Origin of the sequence: Exiguobacterium sp. Leaf196, from assembly GCF_001423965.1 — a bacterium.
Lineage (GTDB): Bacteria > Bacillota > Bacilli > Exiguobacteriales > Exiguobacteriaceae > Exiguobacterium_A.
In genome coordinates, this window is sequence record NZ_LMPV01000001.1 from 671,720 (window position 1) to 692,478 (window position 20,759).

Sequence of the window (20,759 nt, forward strand, 5' to 3'; positions counted from 1 at the left end):
TTGTAGAGCAGGATTAGTAAGGCGTTTTTCGAAACCGAAGACCAGACCAGCCAAGTGTTAGGGCAATCCAAACGAGACAAGAAGCGACACCGATTAGATGGGACGAAGAAAAAAACGACGTGTTCGATGGAAGCGACAGAAGCGCACCAGGCGTGAAAAATAATACATCTGGCATTAGCGAAGGAAGTGCAACAAGTAGTAAGGAAACGACGAGCGACAGGATGCCAATCGGAACAGCGCGTTGCAAAAAGGTGCTGATCAGTAGTGTCAGACTGACGACGAATAACATCCAAAGACTAAAATCGAGGATGATGCGTAGCGCAAGCATCGGCGAAAGGAATCCGAACCAATAGACGGTCAGACAATAGGACGTGAGTGCGCCGATCAGAATCCCGAATAGACTGATCATCCCGTGACTGAACCATTTCGATAGCAGATAGATATTCCGCGAAACCGGACGCGTCAGAATGAAATCCTGCATACCGGTTTGTCGGTCTGAAGCAAGCAATCCCATGAAGCTCATGATGAGGACAATCAAGCCGAGCTGATTGAACTGTCCGTGGATCGTTGCGCTGAAGACGTCAAGCGGTTGTGGAGCAGGACGATTCGGATCGACGATGATTCCGTCTGCATTTCCGACGTGTGCGAGTAAGACATCCATGTACATCAACAGCAACGGTTGTGTCACCCCGAGGGCAATGAAGAACAGCGGTAACCAGACGATTTTCCATTCTTTCCATGCTTCCAACCACTCGGTCCATGTCAGTGTATAAAAGGTCCTCATACGTCTGCCACCATGTCGAGGAACCGTTCCTCGAGTCCAATCGGTTGATAGGCAATCGAAGCAATCGACCATCCCTGTTGAATCAGAGTAGTCGCTAACTGCGAGAGATCAAGCGGCTGCTGTGCGGAGAACTGATAGCAGCATGGGTTGATTCGATCAATCTCGACTTGTGGAAATAGTGTCGCAGAAAACGACGAGACAGGGAGAAGCGTCTCGACTTGAATCCGATATTGATCCACGTTGCGTTGATTGTCGAGTGGACCTAACAATTTTCCGTGTTTAATGACGAGGAAGCGATCGCAACACGTCTTTGCGTCTTCTAAGAGGTGCGTTGAGACGATGATCGTCATCCGTTTCTTTAAGCGGAGGATCAATTGATTGATATCATGTCGACCACTCGGATCAAGGGCGGAAGCCGGTTCGTCGAGAATCAAAAATATCGGTTCATGTAAGATGGCTTGGGCGATTCCGAGACGTTGGCGCATCCCGCCGGACAAGCGTTCGATGACTTCTGCTTGTTGATCGTGGAGTCCAACTTCATTTAGAACGTCCGGAATCCGCTTATTTAACGTTGCGCGATCGAGACCTGACAAGCGACCGAAAAAACGTAATGATTGTTCGCACGTCATCCAAGGCTTAAAGTCGGTCTGTTGTGATAAGTAGCCGATCGATTGCTGGTGTTGACGGATGGAGCGCGAAGACATCGTAATGGAACCACGGTCACTCTCGATCATGCCGCTCAGACATTTCAGGAGTGTCGTCTTTCCGGCACCATTCGGACCAATCAGTCCAAGACATTCATGTTCGTGAATCGTAAAGGAAATATCGTCTAGGATAAGACGTCGTTGAAGTGAAAGCTGGAGATGAGAAATCTGAATCATGCTGTCATCCTCCTTCCGAGGACGAAGTAGAGAATCGAGCCAATCGGCTGGACGAGGAGAATAATCAATAACCAAGTAGTCGGTGTCGCGATCCGGTCCTTCCGTCTAAACCAATCGATACAGGCGCAGCTGAGTAGAATCAGGTTGATGGAGATGTAAATCAATAATAGGGGCAGGAATCGTTCCCAGTCGATGTGTGATAAGGCAGAGAAATCTGTGTTCATGAAAAACCCTCCTTTTCTATTACCATTATCAGTAATGAAAATAGAAAAGTCAATGCCATGGACGAATCATCGTTAGTTCTCAATCACTTAGAGCTATGATAAACTTCTCTTATCAAAATTTTCCAAATGAGATTTGAATCAAATAGTTTAAATGAAAGACGAACTATCAAACGAATCATGATTTTAAGGAGGCTTATATGCAGATTTATCAATTCAAAAAAGAGGTTGGTAAGAAGATCACGAAATTTGATTCGAACTTTGTGATGTCACGAATCATGCAAACTGAAAAAGTGACGCACATCGGATGCATCCATTTAGAGAAGAATGGCGTGGTCGGTTATCACCAGGCTGTCGTGCCGCAACTTCTATTAATTGTAGAGGGTGAGGGCTTTGTAAGAGGGGAAACGGATGACTACATAAATGTTCAGTGTGGGGAAGCCGTGTTTTGGAAACAAGGAGAATGGCACGAAACGAAGACGGATACGGGTTTAACAGCGATCGTGATTGAAAGTGAGTCACTGGATACATCATTTCTCGTTTCCGTTTAACGAAACTAAACACGATACATAAAGAGGCTGACTCAAAAAAAGAATGATTCGCTTCCACACGCCCTTTCCTCAGGCGAGACACAAGCCAGTTTTCCTGCTTCATTCAAGCAGGAAAGCGGGTCTTGTTTGTCTCTGACAGCGCATAAATGCGCTTATTCCTGTAGGAGTGGCGTGTAAAGCATCATTCTTATATCTTTGTAGAGACTAAAGTTTACGTCAGCCTCTATTCTTATTCCGTACACCATTTTTCTAATTCTTCGAGGCATAAATGTAACCGAGCAGTGATCATTTCTCGATTCCCCATCTGTTGCGTTGTTTTATGAGTGAGTTGAGGCTGATGTAGAATGTCGTAGTGCTCATACGCTTCTTGCAATATCCATAATGTATATTCATCCAGTAATCGTCGAGTTTGAATGGTGCGTTCGTCTCCAACCACGTTAAAGCAATATCCACTTATGAATCCATCAGCGATTTCGTTTAGAACATTACTTTTTTCTTGATACGCTTGATTTATGTATCGTGGAGCATTTGAAAAGGCTGGTAACAAAAATTTGTAACAAAAAACAAAGTAAGCTGCATATTTCAAATCAAAGTCCAATCTTGGAAACGGGTCAATGATTGCAATGTGTTCATCACTTAAAATTAAATTTTCTGGTGTTACATCTTGATTCACGAGAGAGATGTTTTGAACCTGAGTTCGTCTATTCTCAATTAAAGCATAAATATGTTTACCGACTTTTTCTTTATCAAAGCAAAGACTAGAGTGAATGAGAGCATTTAAGGCGGTTAAGACGTGTTCATTTTCTTCCTGCCATAATTCATCCCTGTTTTTTGAATCGCTACCTCGTAAAGTTTCCCATTGCCAGTGCAGTTCCCCGAAACCTGCAATAGAGGTTTTCTGGTTGTGTATATTGTGATAAATGCTCCCTAATTTCTTACCGTAAGAATGGGCTTTATTCTGATCGAGTAACAATAAATCCGTTCCACGACCCATGAACGTTTCTACTGTAAATACTGTGTCATCTTCAATGAAATACTGATAAAAGTCAGGACAGACATTTTGATCACTTGTATTGGCGTGTAAATAGTAAGCTTTCGTAGACTCATACTCTGTAGTCAGCTCTTGTTCATTAATCTGTTGTAACTCCCCATAAGCTTCATTCTTTTTTATGCGAATCACAAGGTCTTGATCATCTACTCTCTTTAACTTATATACAGTGTGCCAAGCTCCTTCACCAATCTTTAGAATCTGTTCTGCCTTTACGTTCAACGTATCCAGCACAATTGCATCAAGATTTTCTTTGATCCGTTTCATGGGGTCTATTTTCTCTCCCTCGCAATGTTGTCTCGTTTCATTTTGGTGAAAATACGCTTCTAGAAACGGAGCGTGTTTACGGCAAGATGACGAGTGAGACGGTCCGTTCAGTTGCCTGATCTTCTGTCTCTAGGTGATGATATTTTTCGAGCAATGTTCGCATGTCCTGTTGGAAATCGTTGAAGGTTTCATCTGTCAGGTGCAATTTCGCGATCGAGAACGTCGAATGGTCCTGACCTTGCGTTTGAACGGTCTGTTCGAAGTACGTCTGGTACTGCTGCAAGACATACATGAAGTAAAACGAGACGAAGTTCACTTTTTCATCGTACGTCGCACTGTTCCAGTCTGCTTCGCTGATTTGATAGCCGCTTGTGTTCAAGGCATAAATCTTCTCTTCGACTTTTCCAACACGCTGGACGGCGACGACCTTCAACAACTGATCGTCCATCATCGCATTGACTTGCCGGTACAAAGTAGACTGCGGTACATCCGTTAAACGTTGATTCAGTTGCATGATTGATAAGCCGTCTTCGAGATCAATCAATTCGAGCGCAATCTTAAACCGGACATGATTTTTGAATAAGTTAAAGTTCACGTCGTGTCCCACTCCTTCATCCAATCGTTTCTAAAACTATCTTATCATGCTTTTGGAATCATTCTTATAAATGATAATGAAAAAAGAGGAAATAAAAAGTGAATAGGGAATAGTCTATAATGACACTAATTGGTAAAGGAGCGTTTATTATGAAAGATTCAAACTATCGCTATGGTACATATGCACTCATTACAAGCTTTTTCTTATTTTTCTTTGTTCAGATGTTCCGAGCATATGTGGAATTATCACCGGAATTTGCTGGCGAAGCACTTGAAGAATATCACTTGATGTACTTCCCAATCATTGCTTTAGTCGTCGGACTCGTCCTATTCATCAACGGCTGGTGGAAATCGACGGAAGCGCAGCATAAAGCCTTATCGAATACAGAGCAAAAATAATATATGCACATCAAAAGACCGACAACGAATTTTCGTTGCCGGTCTTTATCGTTTCATATGCCTTATTTCGCAAAACGCTTAATCGCGAAAGGTCCGATCGGTTCAGTCGTCGATCGTTCCATGATCAATTCACTGAGTACTTTTCCAACTAAGCTGCTGAACTTGAATCCGTGACCGGAAAAGCCGGCGGCGATCGCGATGTGCGGATAGTCCGGATGCAAATCGATGATGAAGTCCTCATCTGGCGTCATCGTATAGAGACACGTTTTGCCGTGAGCTAAAGTTTCGATCGAGGGCATGAACGTATTCGTGAACTGTCGTAAATCAGCCAGATCACCATTCTCTTGACCGAATGGACGGCGTGGTTGATTCGGATCAACGGGAATCCCACCGTCGTGGCGTCCGATTTTCAGGCCGGTTTGAGCGATGCTTGGAAAACCGTAATAATAACCGGCGGGTGTATCAAAGGCGAAGGCAGGGAACACCGCGTCGTTAAATACCTCTTCCGCTGCTTCGAACCAGGCGAACGTCTTGCGGACCGGTCGCAGCGGTAAGGAGAGTCCAGTCTGTTCCAGTAACGGACCAGACCAGGCACCAGCTGCGACGATCAACGCGTCAGCCGAATAGGTGTCTGATCCGACGGTCACGTCAACGCCAGTGGCGTGGGCAGTGAGCGTCGTCACTTTCGCATTCGTCCGAATGTCGACGCCGTTCGCGACAGCAAGATCGCGATACGCTTCAATACAATCCTCGCACTTCAATACACCAGACGTCGGTTCAAAACAGCAGATATAATCGTTGGACATCGTTAAGCCGGACCAGCGGGTTCTAACTTCCTCAGCCGTCAGGACCTCGAGCGGCAAATCGTATTGCGCTGCACTCCTGATGATCGTTTGCATCGAACGGGACGAACGGTGACCAGCGTTTAAGACTCCCGTGTTCAGGAATAGACTTCGGCCGCTGATCTGTTCTAACTCATACCATAAGCGTTGCGCGGCTAATGCCAGTGGTACGTAGGCTTCACCTTCACCGTAGGCATGGCGAATGATCCGAGTCTCCCCGTGATGGCTCGCCTGATCATGCGGTGGATTGTGGGCATCTAACAATAGGATTTTTTGATCGGTTCGTGAAAGATAGTAGCCGGCTGCCATCCCCATGGAACCGGCACCGACGATGATGACATCATAATGGGACATCTGGTTCGACTCCTTCATATGTAAGTTCACACCAGTATAGAGTGAGAACCTAGAAATGACAAATGAAAGATTAAATCTCGAAGCGACGGGCTTCTTGTTCTAAGTGTTCCGTTCGTGTGTTTAAATCACCGACGAGTGTATGCAACGTCGTGATCGTCGCGATCATCTGTTCAGATGCAGCGGCGACTTCCTCGTTACTTGCCGTATGTTCTTCCGCGACAGCGGCAATTTCCGTCAAGGCATTACGAATGAACCGTTCTGCCTGCAAGACGTCTTCCATGTGTTGCGTCATCTGCTGTGTTGCCGTTGAGACGTGCGTGACTTGATCCGTCAACCGTTCAAACGTCGTATCCGTATCGAGGACGATCTGCTTGCCGGCTGCTGTTGCTTCGACCGTCGTCTTAAAACTATGTTGCATCTGCTGCGCACTGGCTTCGATCGACGTGACGATTGTTGCGATCTCACTGACACTGCTAGCGACGTGGCTTGAGAGATTCTTGACCTCGGTCGCGACGACAGCGAATCCTTTTCCTTGTTCACCCGCTCGTGCCGCTTCAATCGCGGCATTCAGGGCGAGTAGATTCGTCTGCTCGGAGATACCGCGGATGATACCGACGAGCGTTTGGATATCCGATGATTGCTGTTTCAGTAGATCAATCTGTTCAGCAGATTGCGTGACGTGCTGATGAATGTGACGCATCTGTTCGACGGAAGCGGACATTTGCTCCCGTCCGACTCGTGTCAGTGTTGCCATCTGCTCTGTCGTTCCTTGAATTTCGACACCAGATTGATTCGTCGTTTCAATCAATGTTGCGAACCGATTCATCTCATCATTCAATGAGAGCGTGACTTGGGTCTGACTTTCCGTCCCAGTCGCGATTTCTGACATCGTATGAGCGATTTGTTCGGAACCGTCGAGTACTTCTGATGTACTTTGGTCAATTGATTGACTCGTCGTTGAGACGAGAGTAGCTGTCTGTTTGATGTCGACAATCATCGTCCGCAGCATCTCGTTCATATCACGAATCGAGATCGCAAGCGCATAGATTTCGTCTTTCGAAGCAATCGTCAAATCGGTCAACGTCTGTTTTGCCTGATCCAGTCGTCCCTCGGCAATCAAGGCAGCGACTTTCTGTAACGTCTCGAGCGGACGTAACTTTCGACCGAGGACGATGTAGAGCAATATGAGTGTGGCCGTTAACAGAAGAAGTAAAAGTCCAATGAAAATCGGAGCATTTTGTTTTAATAATTCTGTTGTGAGGGCATCGATTTCTTTCGCAGCGATGTCGACGCCAAGAATTCCGATGATTTGACCAGACGCATCCTTTAACGGAACGTAGACACTCATATACTGTCCATATACAGGATCATCAATGATGTCCGTCGCGTGTGTTCCACCATTTAATACGTCCTTCATGTCAGTAACTTTTGCGCCACTCGCCGGTTCATTAATCTTTGCGGCATCTTTCTTAGGGAGACCGTCAATCAGCAAACGGACCTTGTTTTGGTCGATGCGTGCTGTGTATGTATACAAGAGTCCGTTTTGTTTACGTAAGGTATCAAGTTGATTCCGTAGGGTTTCATACTGCTCAGACGCGACAGGCGATTGTAGGAATTCGCTATAAGCCACTGTGTCGAATGTTTTGCTGATGCGAAGCGCGTCCTTTTCGGCGGTCGCTTTCAGCGTTGAGACTGCAGTTTGTTTCGTATTGAAGTATAAGGCCAGACTACTAAAAACAAAAAAGGCAATCAAAATCAAACTAATCATTACTAAAAGACGTGTTCGGATGGAATGGTTCTTGGTTGTGTTTTTCACATGCAACCGTCCTTTCAACTCATATTTTCTATCTGTAATTCATTTATCGGTCGTTAAAATACATATTAAACAGGACCTTTTGACGATTTTTTTATAAAAGGTCGTAAGAAAAACCGTTTTTTCTTAAAAAAGGATTTATTAAGAATGATTCAGGGCACATATTAGATAGAAAAAAATACAAGTTGAGGGAAGAGGGATTGAGATGGAAAGTGAAGTCGATCATCGAATCAAGGCAAGACATGTATATGAAAATGAATTACGAAGACACGCGGTCAGCACAAAAAAAGCCACATTTCGATTGATGACATGTCTACGTTGCCAATCGAAGATTCTGTTGAAACAGGGACATCAGGATAGCCATCAATGTGACGCGAACTAAAAAATCCCGCTCTTAAGAGCGGGATTAAATAAAGTGTTAGATAGAACAGGCAACAGTTAGAATAAAAAAATAATCATGAACGTTTATTCTTCGGTCGTGGACGTTTAGGATTTCATAGGCAACACATAGTGTAATAATAATTGCTGAATACAGGAAAGTAGTGTTCCGATTGTCAATGGAGCAAGAACTAAACCTATACCGATGATAATCACACCAGGTGCGTCGTCAATCTGACCGATATAGAAAAAGACGGGAAAAAGACATGTCATTAAAGCAGTAACGATATAAAAAGACAATTTCATCGATTGAAGGGAAGCCGTGATGAGCGGAAAAACCGGAGGAGCCGTCGACATGTATCGGAGGATGCGGAGCGCATGAAATAAAATCATAAGAGTCGGAATGAAAATAAGGTATGCGGTCAATAGAACACTGTAACCAGGTCGTTCGAGTAATAAATTTTTCATGATACCATGCCAGACAAGGGGAATACCAAGTCCAGCTAAGCCGAACAGACTGAAGATGACGCCGAAGACGATAAAGCGTAAAAACCGAACTTGCCAGACAAAATGATTCACGATATCAACCCCTTTCAAGATGGCGAACGTTTCTTTTAGTATACTGTATCTCCCGATAAGCTAGTAGAAAATTCAAGTGAAGAGACACTCGCACGACAAAACAATTTCATGAAAGTGAAATAGATTAAGTATAGGGAGGGCATAGGATGAAACGAGATCAACATGTCATGCCGCATCCTAAAGGTGGTTATCAAGTGAAAGCTGCCGGTGCGACTCGAGCAACGAAGCGATTCGCTACACAGAAAGAAGCGATCGCAGAAGGGCGTCGCATTGCGAAAAATCAGAAGACAGAGCTCGTCATTCATAACAAAGAAGGGCAGATTCGCGAAAAAGATTCCTACGGACATGATCCATTTCCACCACGAGGTTGAGCCATCATATACGACACGTTCTGGTTATGAGAGCGTGTCTTTTTAATGATTTTTATGTCAAAAGTTTTTGACATAATGATGGAAGTTCATTACAGTAAATATGTAAAAAGAATTTGACACGTCGTGGAGGAATGAACATGAGAAACCACATCAAAGAGCGACGTCTAGCGGCAAAATTATCGCAACAAGAACTGGCTGATCGTTGTCAAGTCAGTCGGCAGACGATTAATGCGATTGAAAACAACAAGTATGATCCGACTTTACAATTAGCGTTTAATATCGCCAAAGTCTTGCAGACACAAGTCGATCATCTATTCATTTCAGAACAGGAGGAGAGAAATGTCTAAGAAAAAAACGGGTTTATTTTTAGTAACGCTCGTGATACTTGCGAGTCTTACCGTCATTAGTATGATCATCGAAAACAACGTAACGTTCTTCTCGATTGTTCAATTGGCGATTCTGTTGATCATGCTCTTCTCGTATTTTACGTGGGCGCGGACGACGGAGGACGAGCGTCCGGTACCTGATGATGAACTTGGAGAAAAGATTACGATGGAGAGCGGGCTCGTTAGCTACAAAATTCTGATTGTCCTGATTTTTGGATTCATCTGTCTCGATTACTTTTTACATGAATCAGCGAATCTGTTATTGATCGTTTTGTTCGCGATTGCTTTAGTTACACTACCAATCATTGAGTTTATGAAAGCACGTTCCTATCGATGAAGCGGTTTGGAACGGAAAGAAGTAAAGCATGGAAGAACAACAATAATGATATCACTACTGATGGTACATCTACTATATTATATGGAATGTGCCTGCACGGTCAGTTTGCATCATGCACGAAAAGCGATTGAGCTTGCTCCACTAGATGTTGCTTATTATGAATTTATCTTGTTTTTTTGCGGGCAATCCTCACGTCTATCTGTTTAAAGAAGAAATAACTGATACCCACAAACGGATCAAAGGATTGCATAAATGATGAAAAAAATACCTAGATGAGATGACTAATAATCTCTTCTAGGTATTTTTTTTATTATTTTGTCAGTACTGGTGAAATCAATGTAGTAACTGTATTGTTTCCTTCTGCAGTTACACGAAGATTTGTCACACCCGTCACATCAACATCAAAGTCGATTGGGTCATCTCCATATACAACATCATAGCGACCAAGTTCTTTTCCGTTATTGTCGGAGAATACAAGTGTCATTTTGTCATCTGGATAAGCATGACTTAAGTGGCTAGAACTTTTTGTTAAGGATTCTTCTGTTAAAAGTGATAATTGTCCAGTTAACTTTTTATATTTACGATTCAAACTAAATGTAGCAAATTCATCATTGAAGAACCCTGATAAGATCACGTTTTGATTATTTAGTTTACCATTTACTAAAATGGATTGATTATTTTCAATCCAATCAAATGATGAAGCACCGTTATGAATCGATGAAAGTGATGTACCTGAAAGTGGTGTTCCGACTTCATAAGCGGTAGAAGTCTCGATTAGAGGTAATCCTGAAAGGTCTGCTAACAATTGTAATGGTACGTATGGCGTTTTACCAAGCATCAACAAACTTTCTGTATTTTTGTACTTACCAGTTACGACTGCTCCGTCTGTGACAAGTGATTTTGAAGATGCGAGAAGGCGATACCCAGTCGAAAGCTCTTTGATCTTCTTTTTGTTCCCTTCGTTCTCGATTTGAAGATTCTTGTACTTAGTATCAAGTGATTTATAAGACTTTGAAAGGCTCGTGTGCTGTCCTTGTAACGTCTTATAGGCGTTTTCCGACTTCTTTGTTTTTTTCTTTTCGTCGGCTAGTTGTTTTTGGAGTGCTGCTTTTTCCTTTTTCAGTTTAGCCACTTCTTTTGAACTTGAACTTGCTTCAACGATTGATGTCTGCATGACACCGAATGCTAATGATGATACAAGACCTGCTGCGATCCATTTCTTCAAGATGGTTCCCCCTTAAATGACAAAAATGATTTCTTACACCTAACAGTATATTCCAATATCATCTTTTTAGATTTCAATCATTTTGAAATGAAGGGAATGTTTTTATAGATTAAATTTGAAACCAATCACTTCGCAATATCGAGTACATATACAAATCATCGAACTGACTACGCGTTTTCTCATATTGACGAAGCAACCCTTCACGCTGGAATCCGAGCCGTTCAAGTAATCGTTGCGAAGCGGTATTCTCGGGTAACACGAGTGCTTCGATTCGGTTGAGCGAAAGTTCCTTAAAACCATATTCGATCACCGCAAGCGCTGCTTCCTTCGCGATGCCTTGTCCCTGATAGGCAGGGTTCAGCTCAAACCCTATTTCAGCCCGCTGATGGCGTTCCGATTGATTCAAGAAACCGCAACTACCGATGATGACATCGTCTTCTGATAAAGCGATCCCAAAACGGATGCCCGTACCCTCACGACGAATCGAAGCGTACCAATCAATCTCTTCGAGGGCGTCAGCTTCCGATTGAAACGGAGCGAGTCCCATCTGTTTGACGACGTGTTCGTCTGATAAATAAGCGAGGACACTCGTAGCATCTGTGGGTAATACTTCGCGTAAGGCGAGACGGTTCGTTTTAAGCGTTGGGAAAGTATGTAACATTCAAAAAACTCCTTTGCAAGAAAATGTAAAAAATATTGTGCAGTGTTTAAGGCATATGGTAAGATTCTCCACAACAAGAGCATATCATTTCGTTGACGAGAAAGAGTAATGATTGTTCCTCTGCCTTACAGAAAACCGGGATTGCTGAGAACCGGTAGCCAGATCAATCATGAAGATCCTCTCTGAGAAGTCACGCTGAACCATTCAGTAAGTGTGACCGGGTGTCCACCGTTACATGGAATGCACATGATAGTGTGCAACTAAGTGCTGTCGAGAACAAGCATTCTCGACGGAATATGGGTGGTATCGCGGTGAAGTCCGTCCCTGTCAAAGGGGGCGGACTTTTTTGTATTCTCTTAGTTACCGATTAAAGGAGCGAACAAGGGATGACGTCACAAAACCAAGCAGAAACCGTACAACAACGGGAGGACCGTATCCGAAACAGATGGAAACGAGACCAGGTCTTCGCACGATCGGTTGAGCAACGCACGGAAGCAGAATTTGTATTCTACGAAGGACCGCCGACTGCTGCGGCATGGGAACAGCGAACGATTCGCGAAGAGACGTGCAATTGTTATTTCTTTGAGAAGATGGGCTATCGATTGACCGGTGTCAGTCAACCGCTCAACGAACGGGCGACACTCGTTTCTTATCAAAAATCAGTTTCGGAATGAGCGGGTTTTGTCGGAAGGAAGAACCACCACAGATTCGTTAATAGAGCGGCAAGGACGGCAAAGTTAAACAGATAAAGGCAAAAGAAGAAGACGAACTCACCGATGTCCTCAAGGTTAGCTAACGGATTATCGACCAGGTACGATTCGTGACTGACTCCGAAGATGAACAAAGGAAAGAAGACATAGAAGTATCGTTTCCAAAAGAATGATGCACGACCTGTTTGAGACATATGAGTACCTCCTGAAGGAATGGCACGCTTCTTCTGACCGGAAGAAGCGTGTGTTCATTTACGATAAAGAGGGGGTACCGACGACTTCGATGTGACGCGTGACCGTATCAAACAGACGTGTCCGCGTATCGTTATGAGACAACAGCAACGGTTCACCGGTCTCGTCATAGATGAAGGCAATCGGAATCGAAAAGCCACAGTTGCGGTACGAACCATCGGCATGACTCGTTCCGATCATGAGCGCTTGTTGCGCCTGACTGATACTACGTGCTTCACCGGACCACTCAACGTACTGTTCCTCGCTGAACATGCCGACGCCAATCGGATTGAAGATGAGATCAAGTCCGGATTCCTCGCGTAGTCCATCTTTTCCTAAGAAGATTTCGCGGCAGAGGACGTATCCATAGCGGAATAACCCGTCGTTTACTGTTGATGGCGTATAAAGCGGTCCAGCTTCTGGTGTTTTTGCGCGATCAAGCAGAATCGTCCCGGTCGCATCGATGATGACAGCGCGATCGAGATTCGCTTCATCCTTGTAACCGAGGACGATGGCTGTTTCGAACTGTTTGGCAAGATGTTGCACGCGTTCGAGTTCCGTGACCGTACAATAGCCTTCCGGGTAGACAATCAGATCGACTTCAGGATAAGCGGCGATTTCACGTTCGAATTGCTCGAGTCCGGTCTCGCGTTTTGGTTGAGCGATTAATAATTTCATCAAAACATCCTCTCAGGCATAAATATATCTGAAAAATCAGACTTTAAATTCGTAATGATTTTACCATTAGTGGTAAAATAAAGCATATCGCTTTTTGATAAATTTTACTGCAATTAAAGGAAGGTCATCAGCTTGAACATTTTAAAAACCATTCTTGTGACACGTCATCTACAAGCAATGAAAGATTTTTACATAAATCAGATCGGATTCCCGCTTGTCTCGGAAACGAACGATTCGTTTACGATGCAAATCGGTACGGATCAGCTGACATATCGACAGACGGATGATGTTGATACGCAATACCATATGGCGTTCAACATTCCGGAAAACGTCTTCCAACAAGGAAAAGCGTGGCTCGTAGAACGGACACCACTCTTGATCGAAGACGGACAGGATGAGATTTATTTTGACTTCACGGATTCGCATTCCTGTTACTTTTATGACCCGGATGAGAACGTCTTGGAACTGATCGCGCGGCATCAAATCAATCCGTCTAAAGCGGAACTGACGTTTGATGTATCCGACATCCTCGGAATCGGCGAGATGAGTCTGACGGTGAAAGACGTGCTTGAAGTGGGTGAGCAGTTAGCAGAGATTGGCGTTCTCGAGCGACGGGAACGTCCGCTCAATGGCGCGTCACTCAACTTCCTCGGACCGGTCGCGGATGGAACGCATATCTTGCTCGTCCCAGAAGGTCGGACATGGTTGTTCTCACCGAAGACGGCGAAGGTCAGTCCGATCGAGATGGAACTCGACGGCAGACATCGGGTCCGGCTTGATGCAGCGGGCGTATGGCATCAAAGTGCCGTTTCTTCATAATTCATTATTCTAAAAAGTGAGGGAAGTAAGATGAATAAAGCGGTGAATGCGAGTATTGCGTTCGGATTATTGTTATTCGTGTGTGGATTCTTTTTCTTGTTTGGCTATTTGACCCGCTCAATGCCGATTCAGCAAGGCGGTGACCCGGTCATCTTACCGGTCGCAGCACTCCTCGTTCTCCTACCGTTCGTGATCCGGGAAGGCATGCGCGTTTTGACGTATGTTACGTTGACACGTCGACAGGTCGGCGTACTCATCTTATTTGCAATCAGCGGAATCATACTTAGTAGTTGGATTGAGGTGCAACAGAATGTTGCCGTAATCGATTTCCGTTCCCTATTTACGATTCATACGTACGTACTGTTCGTTTCGGGCATCATCTTGTTGTGTCTCCTATTGACGGGGCTCAAACGGATGCGCGTCCGAACGAGAGTGATTTAAATGGAAAAGGACTGAATGACATGGGATACATCACAGAATTACGAAAACTCGTCGGCACACGACCGCTCGTCATGGCAGGAGCGTGTGTCATCGTCGTCAACGATAAACAAGAAGTCTTATTACAACTTCGGCAAGATAACGGTTGCTGGGGACTCGCTGGTGGAGCGCTTGAGATCGGGGAGACGCTCGTAGAGACAGCAAAACGAGAATTAAGGGAAGAGACCGGTCTTGAAGCAGAGCACCTCGAATTATTGAACGTCTATTCGGGTGATGCGTTTTACTATAAGTATCCGCACGGGGATGAAGTCTATAATGTCATCTCAGCATTTCTGTGTACGGCGTATACGGGTGAAATCGTTCGGGATTCGTCAGAAGTTGCGGAATTACGCTTTTTCGCTATCGATCAGCTACCAGAAAACCTCAATCCACCGGAACAGCCGATTTTGATCGAGTATGTCGAAAAACAGCAAGCAATAGCGCATCACGTTTCCATCTGAAGAAATTGGTATGAATAGAAAATCTTGAATGAGCCTTTCATTCAAGATTTTTTATTCGTACCGGAACGCGTTCTAGTCTTTAGCCGATCAAACAAGAACTCGCCAATCCTTTGAACAACATCAACCGCTTTGGGCACTCGAAGAGAAATGGTATAAACAGTTTCCAGTCTATCCGATTGATACGACAGCGAAAACGCCGGAGCAAGTCCGACAAGCAGCAGTTCATCAGCTGTCTTCCATCGGATTCTTAAGAAGGGAGAACGAGATATGAAATGGAAAGGGAAGATCTATTCCCTCATCGAGGGACAAGACGAAAAAAAGGTCTACTGGATAGAACAAGGAAAATCGGTTCAGATCGGACAGACCTACGAAACGATTCGGTTAGAAAAGACATCACATCAATCTATTTTGGTACGGGAGCAAGAATTGGTGTCAGAAAAAATCGGCAATCGAACGATCCACCTGACGATTGATGCAGAAGACTATACGCCACTCGAATTCGTCGAGTACCAAGATGGCGTCCAAACCGTGCATGCGTTGTATCGAGCGGATGCAGTCGTAATTACGCGAGGCAATGAGCAGTCTGTCCTACCGATTCATACCGAAAGTGTTGATCTGTTTTCAATCGAATTGTTGTTGCGAGCATTACCATTAACCGTCGATTCGACACTCTCGTTTAGCGGCTTTAGTGCCGTTTCCGGACGTGAGGTGCCAGTTCAAGTACATCCTTTGCGGTACGATCGATTGACCACCGAAACAGGCGAACACGTAGAGACACTTTGCGTCCACGTTGCGTTTGATGAACGTGTTCAGTATTACTGGATTGATCCAGTCAAGCGGGAGTTGTTAAAACAGTCCTCACAGATTGCGGACGGGATCTCATTGGAATTTCGTCGATGAAAAAGGAGCAACGAAACGGTAGACCGTCTCATTGCTCCTTGTCTGTTATAGATGAAAATGATGTTGCATCGCTTCAAAAATCCGCTTACTCGCCTTTGTATCATCAAAAGCATAGATGTGACTGAGATTGCGCTTAAAGCGTTTCGGCATCTTCAATTCGCGTAACGACTCCATCAAGGCTTCTCTGGATTCGATGACGTCTCCTGGTAATAAGTCTGTCGATTCACCAGCGTTATCTTCACCGATCAAGACAGGTGGGCGATAGTAGAGTACCTTTTTGTGCATCAAGGAGAAATCGAGACCGACACTCGAATAATCTGTGATCAACACATGATGATTCTCGAGTAGCTCCTTGACTGTGAACACATCCTGACCGACGACATCGACGAAATCCGAAAGGAACAAATGGCTGAATTTTTGGAAGTTGCGATGGAGGTAGAACGAAACTTCATATTTGTTGTTCATCACTAAGCTTTTCAACTGTTCGTCCGTGATCAAGGCTTGAAACTCTTGATAATAGTCACTTTCCATGAACTGTTCGTCTGGATACGTATCAAGTTCCGGTCGCCACGTTGGCATGATCAACAGCTTTTTCCGATTCTTATATCGCTTGAGCCAACGCGATCGTTCAGTGATTAATTGATCGAATCGGGCGAGACCCGTCACGATGATTTCGTTAGGATGAAAACCGTAATCGCGGGCGATGAGCTGCTTCTCCCGCTCCGAGGAGACGACGAATAAATCAGTAAATGGATGTGGCAATTTTTTACCATAAATATGACTGACATCTTTTGACCCGATGACACCGTGTTGCAAGAACAGCTTTTGTTTCGTTTGCATCAATGCTTCCGTGTGATAGGTAGCGAACGGTAAGGCATAACTTGAAGAATGCGTATGGCAGAGAATGTCTGCTGCTTGAACGACCTCGATGTTCTCTGGTGATTTGTAGAACACGATATGGTTCTCATATCCGACAAGATTTTTGAGGTCCGGACTCGATCGACTGATGATGTAGTAGATGTTGAAATGTTTCCGGTGCTGGTCAACAAGGTACTTGAAGAAAATCATCCCATTATCTTGTGCTTTATCCGGATATTCACAACAGACGATCGTCTTCTTAGTGGGATCCAGTCCAAGTAACGGTCGGGGATCTGCGTAATATTCGACAGTCTCGACTGGCACCGGGATTAGACGCATTGCAAGGCGTTCCTACACGGTCGAATAGGGACGAACCAACACATCGTATTGCTCATTTAACGGCAACCAGTGCTCGTCATTCAAGAGTTCTGGATGATTTTTAAAGTGACGAATCCGAGGTGTGAATACAGATATCGGCATCTCACGAATCGAAAAGCCAAATAAAAGATCATAGATGTTCGCGTTAAAGGCATCGTATGTATACCGGTCACCGAGCAACTGCTCAACGAGTTCTTTATCGATCACGGCTTCGACTTCGGTTCTGAAGCGACAGGCGTCGACTGGTGTGACGGTGAAGCGTTCGATCGGTAGAACGATTTTTTGTTCCTGATGTCTGAATTTAACGAAACAACTCGGTTGCGCGACTGTGTCATACTTCGAGTGAAACGAAAACTTCAACAGAAGCACGTCGTCTTGACGCGTCATGCCCTCAAACTGGACATCTCGGTCGTAAAAATTCATGATGGACGGTTTTTTGTTGTAGATCAGACTGAGCTCATCGTCTTGATCGATGAAAATGAAATAGGAATGTTTCCCTTGTTTGATGTAACTGTTCGGTGCGATGTCAAGGGGTTCGGAAAGATGTTTGAATGAGACTGGTGTTCCAAGTTCATCGACGAATTTAATAGGATGATTCTTTTTTCGGAAGATACTGAGTAACGCATCGACCGATAGCGAAAAACCTGTTTCTGTTTGTTGTACAGGTATATGTTGTTCGTTAATAGCTAAATATAGGGTTTGTTGCGGGAGATTCTCGATCAAAAACGTATGATCACGACAGGTGATTTTCATTGATGCATGGCTTTCTTTCTCACTCTGAATCATATGGTATCTCTGTTACATCCTTCACCATACAATATCTTCCGATTTCTGCAAAGATGTAGTTTGAATGGAAATCAGTGAAGTGTCGTTTATCTTCTTAAACTTGTTGGGTAGAACCGACCGATCGTTCAGCTTTACGAACTACTAGTTGCAGAACCATGACAATGATTGGATATTATGCAAAAATAATTGACTTTGTTCGTAAAAAAGGGGGTAAATAGAAATTGTATTGGTTTTAACTGTCTGAACAAGACACGTTTAGGAAATAGTAGATTTGGTAACATATATAGGTTGACCTCACACAAAAAAAGAGAGATCGATCTTAAAGGGTAGAGGAGAGTAATTACAGATGCTGTATACTGTTACATCGACATTACCACCGAAACACGGTGGTAGAACGAAATCACTGTTGAGTCGGATTGCACTCATGGAAAAAGAACTGAGTGTTGGCTCGACGATCGTCACGACGAACTACAATGCCAACTATATGGAAGTGTACGAACAGTTCCGAACGGAAGAAAAAGTCGGTCCAATGGTCCAGTTCGAAAACATTTATGATTGGTTATCCGATTATAAATTGTTGAGCATTCCGACAACCCGTTTTCGGAACAAGCCGATCGTCAAAGAATCGGCGCGTGAAATCGAAGGATTGAAAAGCGTTGAGAAAAAAGGCAGTGATGCCGTTCGCTATTATGATGAAGAGGATGAATACGTCCTCTATCGTAAATTCTATCCGGAGACGCAAGTCGTCGAATTCGAAGATTTCATGACGAAAGCATCCCCTAAAAAAGTCGAGCGCTGGGAATACAACGTCTACGGTCAATTGCACCGCAAGACGATCTACTCACCCGTCCATCACGGGAAAATGATGGAGGAGTTGTATGATTCAGAAGGTGCTGTCTATTGTAAGAAGTTCTACAATGAAATGGCACGTCCAAAACTCGTCTTGATTCAATTATATCGAAACGGCAGAATGTACAAAGCGTTCAAAAAAGAGAAGGATTTGTTTGAATACTACTTCAACCGTTTATTTAAAGATGGCGATGTTTTGTTCGTCGATGCTCGTTTGCTCGATCGCTCGATTCTCAACATCAAAGCAGCCGTCAAACGGGTCATGGTCATCCATAACTCGCATCTAGACGGATCAAACGTCAAAGGATCGTACGCGACGATGTTCTCAGAGTCCGATAAAGTGACACGTTTCATCAGTCTGACGAATCATCAAAAAGAAGACATCTTAGAACGGTATAATATCCCGGAAGAGAAAATCTCAATCATTCCGCACTTCATCGTTCCAGAACAAGCGCAACGACGTGACCAGGTCAAAGATCAATTCTGTTTCATCGGTCGATTCGGTCTGCAAAAACAGATGGATCATTTAATCAAGAGTTATGCACTTTTCAAACAGTCAGGTCACGCGACGAAACTCGTCCTTTACGGCATGGATGAACAAGGACAACTCGCGATGATGGAACGCTTGATCGAGGAGCTCGGTTTACAGGACGATATCGAAATCCACGGTTTTACGTCGAATCCGGCAGAAGTTTTCCGTGAATCGAAAGCCTCGTTGTTAACGAGTGAATTTGAAGGATTCGGGCTGACAGTCATGGAAAGTATCAATGTCGGCTGTCCGGTCATCTCCTATGATGTGAAATACGGACCACGCGAAATCATCGCTCATGGCGAAAACGGATATCTCGTTCCAGCCAATGACATGGAAGCCTTCGCACAAGCGATGGTACAACTCGTCGAACAACCACTCGAGCGGGTCGAGACGAAGCCATCCCTGTACCTTGAGACGGCTGTAAAGAACTATGGACGATTACTAGAAGAATTGAACAACTAAATCTACTACTTGAACGATGAAGAGGATGAACGATATGAAAAAGATCACAAAAGCCATTATTCCAGCAGCAGGACTCGGAACACGTTTCTTACCTGCGACAAAAGCAATGCCAAAAGAAATGTTACCGATACTTGATAAACCAACGATTCAGTATATCGTCGAAGAAGCCGCAAAAGCCGGCATCGAAGATATCATCATCGTCACGGGTAAACATAAACGAGCCATCGAAGATCATTTCGATAACCAAAAAGAACTCGAAATTACGCTCGAAAATTCCGGTAAGACGGAATTGCTCGAGAAAGTTCAATTCTCAACGAACCTTGCGAACATTTTCTATGTCCGACAAAAAGAGCAAAAAGGTCTCGGACATGCCATTCTGACGGCAAAACAATTCATCGGGAATGAACCGTTTGCAGTCTTACTCGGGGACGATATCGTCGAGTCAGACAATCCGGCAATCAAACAATTGATGGACGTTTACGAACAGACGGAAAAATCGGTCATCGGTGTACAAGAAGTCCGTCCGGAAGATACGCATCGTTATGGCATCATTGATCCGGTCTCACAAGACGGACGACTGTATGATGTAAAACAATTCGTCGAAAAGCCGGCACACGGGACAGCACCATCAAATCTTGCGATCATGGGACGTTATGTGCTGACACCGGATATCTTTGATTACCTTGCGAATCAAGGAGAAGGGGCAGGCGGCGAAATTCAATTGACGGATGCGATTGAACGCTTGAATGCGGATAGCCAAGTCTTTGCGTATGATTTCGAGGGCAACCGCTATGACGTCGGGGAGAAACTCGGCTTTGTCAAGACGACGATCGAATATGCGTTGAAAGATGCAGAGATGCGTGACGAGCTGAAAGCTTTTATCAAGACACTAGATATTTAAATGACGAACCACCCTGACATGATGCA

26 protein-coding genes and 1 other annotated feature are annotated in these 20,759 nt (G+C 44.3%); of the genes, 12 read left to right on the forward strand and 14 right to left on the reverse strand.

All coding sequences use genetic code 11. The annotated features are described in order from the left end of the window. Window positions 1-13 precede the first annotated feature (13 nt). From ASG02_RS03470 to ASG02_RS03480, 3 genes are read right to left on the reverse strand one after another with little or no spacing between them, the layout of a single operon-like run. Window positions 14-784, reverse strand: a complete 771-nt coding sequence (locus tag ASG02_RS03470; RefSeq protein WP_056060838.1) for a hypothetical protein — start codon at window positions 782-784, stop codon at window positions 14-16. Continuing rightward, complete coding sequence (locus ASG02_RS03475) at window positions 781-1,665, reverse strand: ABC transporter ATP-binding protein (protein ID WP_056060840.1); 885 nt, start codon at window positions 1,663-1,665, stop codon at window positions 781-783. The genes ASG02_RS03470 and ASG02_RS03475 overlap by 4 nt, the downstream gene beginning before the upstream one ends. Then, window positions 1,662-1,889 carry a PLDc N-terminal domain-containing protein gene (locus ASG02_RS03480; RefSeq protein WP_056060843.1) on the reverse strand — a complete coding sequence of 76 codons (228 nt, stop codon included), beginning with the start codon at window positions 1,887-1,889 and terminating at the stop codon, window positions 1,662-1,664. Before ASG02_RS03480 ends, ASG02_RS03475 begins: the two co-directional genes overlap by 4 nt. Window positions 1,890-2,086: 197 nt before the next feature. Between ASG02_RS03480 and ASG02_RS03485 the strand changes: the two genes are divergently transcribed. Then, window positions 2,087-2,437 (forward strand): hypothetical protein, encoded by a 351-nt coding sequence (locus ASG02_RS03485; RefSeq protein WP_056060846.1) that lies wholly within the window; start codon window positions 2,087-2,089, stop codon window positions 2,435-2,437. Window positions 2,438-2,666: 229 nt separating this feature from the next. Here the strand turns inward: ASG02_RS03485 and ASG02_RS03490 are convergent, their stop codons facing one another. Both ASG02_RS03490 and ASG02_RS03495 read right to left on the reverse strand, forming a co-directional pair. Further along, the gene (locus ASG02_RS03490; RefSeq protein WP_056060849.1) at window positions 2,667-3,752 is read right to left on the reverse strand and encodes a hypothetical protein; all 1,086 of its coding nucleotides are present in this window, start codon (window positions 3,750-3,752) and stop codon (window positions 2,667-2,669) included. 76 nt (window positions 3,753-3,828) lie between these two features. Further along, a complete protein-coding gene (locus ASG02_RS03495; RefSeq protein ID WP_056060852.1) occupies window positions 3,829-4,347 on the reverse strand; it encodes a hypothetical protein in 519 nt (172 codons plus the stop codon). A gap of 149 nt (window positions 4,348-4,496) precedes the next feature. On the opposite strand from ASG02_RS03495, the gene ASG02_RS03500 reads away from it, so the two are divergent. Further along, entirely contained in the window at window positions 4,497-4,745 is a 249-nt protein-coding gene (locus ASG02_RS03500) for a hypothetical protein (protein ID WP_235513994.1), read from the forward strand. Between the two features lie 62 nt (window positions 4,746-4,807). Here the strand turns inward: ASG02_RS03500 and solA are convergent, their stop codons facing one another. From solA to ASG02_RS03515, 3 genes are all read right to left on the reverse strand, one after another. Then, entirely contained in the window at window positions 4,808-5,959 is a 1,152-nt protein-coding gene (solA, locus tag ASG02_RS03505; protein WP_156358975.1) for an N-methyl-L-tryptophan oxidase, read from the reverse strand. 52 nt (window positions 5,960-6,011) lie between these two features. Next, window positions 6,012-7,757, reverse strand: coding sequence for a methyl-accepting chemotaxis protein (locus ASG02_RS03510; protein WP_235513995.1), 1,746 nt, complete (start codon window positions 7,755-7,757; stop codon window positions 6,012-6,014). Between the two features lie 483 nt (window positions 7,758-8,240). Beyond that, entirely contained in the window at window positions 8,241-8,711 is a 471-nt protein-coding gene (locus ASG02_RS03515) for a DUF2975 domain-containing protein (RefSeq protein ID WP_035408382.1), read from the reverse strand. Between the two features lie 146 nt (window positions 8,712-8,857). On the opposite strand from ASG02_RS03515, the gene ASG02_RS03520 reads away from it, so the two are divergent. The 3 genes from ASG02_RS03520 (at window position 8,858) to ASG02_RS03530 (ending at window position 9,805) form a co-directional block, all read left to right on the forward strand. Continuing rightward, window positions 8,858-9,082 carry a DUF2188 domain-containing protein gene (locus tag ASG02_RS03520; RefSeq protein ID WP_035408380.1) on the forward strand — a complete coding sequence of 75 codons (225 nt, stop codon included), beginning with the start codon at window positions 8,858-8,860 and terminating at the stop codon, window positions 9,080-9,082. A gap of 137 nt (window positions 9,083-9,219) precedes the next feature. Then, window positions 9,220-9,429 carry a helix-turn-helix transcriptional regulator gene (locus tag ASG02_RS03525; protein ID WP_056060857.1) on the forward strand — a complete coding sequence of 70 codons (210 nt, stop codon included), beginning with the start codon at window positions 9,220-9,222 and terminating at the stop codon, window positions 9,427-9,429. Further along, window positions 9,422-9,805, forward strand: coding sequence for a hypothetical protein (locus ASG02_RS03530; RefSeq protein WP_035408375.1), 384 nt, complete (start codon window positions 9,422-9,424; stop codon window positions 9,803-9,805). Before ASG02_RS03525 ends, ASG02_RS03530 begins: the two co-directional genes overlap by 8 nt. Window positions 9,806-10,115: 310 nt before the next feature. Here ASG02_RS03530 and ASG02_RS03535 read toward each other — a convergent pair whose 3' ends face one another. Both ASG02_RS03535 and ASG02_RS03540 read right to left on the reverse strand, forming a co-directional pair. Continuing rightward, the gene (locus tag ASG02_RS03535) at window positions 10,116-11,030 is read right to left on the reverse strand and encodes a hypothetical protein (RefSeq protein WP_035408373.1); all 915 of its coding nucleotides are present in this window, start codon (window positions 11,028-11,030) and stop codon (window positions 10,116-10,118) included. 109 nt (window positions 11,031-11,139) lie between these two features. Beyond that, window positions 11,140-11,691 (reverse strand): GNAT family N-acetyltransferase, encoded by a 552-nt coding sequence (locus ASG02_RS03540; RefSeq protein ID WP_035408371.1) that lies wholly within the window; start codon window positions 11,689-11,691, stop codon window positions 11,140-11,142. 83 nt (window positions 11,692-11,774) lie between these two features. After that, window positions 11,775-12,020, forward strand: a binding site (T-box leader). A 57-nt stretch (window positions 12,021-12,077) separates the two neighbouring features. On the opposite strand from ASG02_RS03540, the gene ASG02_RS03545 reads away from it, so the two are divergent. Beyond that, window positions 12,078-12,365 carry a hypothetical protein gene (locus ASG02_RS03545; RefSeq protein WP_052019046.1) on the forward strand — a complete coding sequence of 96 codons (288 nt, stop codon included), beginning with the start codon at window positions 12,078-12,080 and terminating at the stop codon, window positions 12,363-12,365. Here ASG02_RS03545 and ASG02_RS03550 read toward each other — a convergent pair. After that, a complete protein-coding gene (locus ASG02_RS03550; RefSeq protein WP_052019045.1) occupies window positions 12,344-12,595 on the reverse strand; it encodes a hypothetical protein in 252 nt (83 codons plus the stop codon). The genes ASG02_RS03545 and ASG02_RS03550 overlap by 22 nt on opposite strands. Before the next feature lie 58 nt (window positions 12,596-12,653). Continuing rightward, on the reverse strand, window positions 12,654-13,310 hold the full coding sequence (locus ASG02_RS03555) for a hypothetical protein (protein WP_056060860.1): 657 nt from the start codon (window positions 13,308-13,310) through the stop codon (window positions 12,654-12,656). A gap of 132 nt (window positions 13,311-13,442) precedes the next feature. On the opposite strand from ASG02_RS03555, the gene ASG02_RS03560 reads away from it, so the two are divergent. From ASG02_RS03560 to ASG02_RS03575, 4 genes are all read left to right on the forward strand, one after another. Further along, on the forward strand, window positions 13,443-14,129 hold the full coding sequence (locus ASG02_RS03560) for a glyoxalase (protein ID WP_235513996.1): 687 nt from the start codon (window positions 13,443-13,445) through the stop codon (window positions 14,127-14,129). Window positions 14,130-14,159: 30 nt separating this feature from the next. Beyond that, on the forward strand, window positions 14,160-14,570 hold the full coding sequence (locus ASG02_RS03565) for a hypothetical protein (protein WP_056060865.1): 411 nt from the start codon (window positions 14,160-14,162) through the stop codon (window positions 14,568-14,570). Window positions 14,571-14,590: 20 nt separating this feature from the next. Further along, window positions 14,591-15,067: an NUDIX hydrolase gene (locus tag ASG02_RS03570; protein WP_056060867.1), complete on the forward strand. Its 477-nt coding sequence runs from the start codon at window positions 14,591-14,593 to the stop codon at window positions 15,065-15,067. Window positions 15,068-15,334: 267 nt separating this feature from the next. Continuing rightward, window positions 15,335-15,967 carry a hypothetical protein gene (locus tag ASG02_RS03575; RefSeq protein ID WP_056060870.1) on the forward strand — a complete coding sequence of 211 codons (633 nt, stop codon included), beginning with the start codon at window positions 15,335-15,337 and terminating at the stop codon, window positions 15,965-15,967. Window positions 15,968-16,012: 45 nt separating this feature from the next. Here the strand turns inward: ASG02_RS03575 and ASG02_RS03580 are convergent, their stop codons facing one another. Together ASG02_RS03580 and ASG02_RS03585 are read right to left on the reverse strand one after the other, a co-directional pair. After that, on the reverse strand, window positions 16,013-17,164 hold the full coding sequence (locus ASG02_RS03580) for a CDP-glycerol glycerophosphotransferase family protein (protein ID WP_056060874.1): 1,152 nt from the start codon (window positions 17,162-17,164) through the stop codon (window positions 16,013-16,015). 12 nt (window positions 17,165-17,176) lie between these two features. Further along, entirely contained in the window at window positions 17,177-17,956 is a 780-nt protein-coding gene (locus ASG02_RS03585) for a hypothetical protein (RefSeq protein WP_156358976.1), read from the reverse strand. Window positions 17,957-18,335: 379 nt separating this feature from the next. Here ASG02_RS03585 and ASG02_RS03590 point away from each other — a divergent pair, with 379 nt between their 5' ends. Next, window positions 18,336-19,832, forward strand: coding sequence for a glycosyltransferase (locus tag ASG02_RS03590; protein WP_056060879.1), 1,497 nt, complete (start codon window positions 18,336-18,338; stop codon window positions 19,830-19,832). A 34-nt stretch (window positions 19,833-19,866) separates the two neighbouring features. Then, entirely contained in the window at window positions 19,867-20,733 is an 867-nt protein-coding gene (gene galU / locus ASG02_RS03595; RefSeq protein WP_056060882.1) for a UTP--glucose-1-phosphate uridylyltransferase GalU, read from the forward strand. Window positions 20,734-20,759 lie beyond the last annotated feature (26 nt).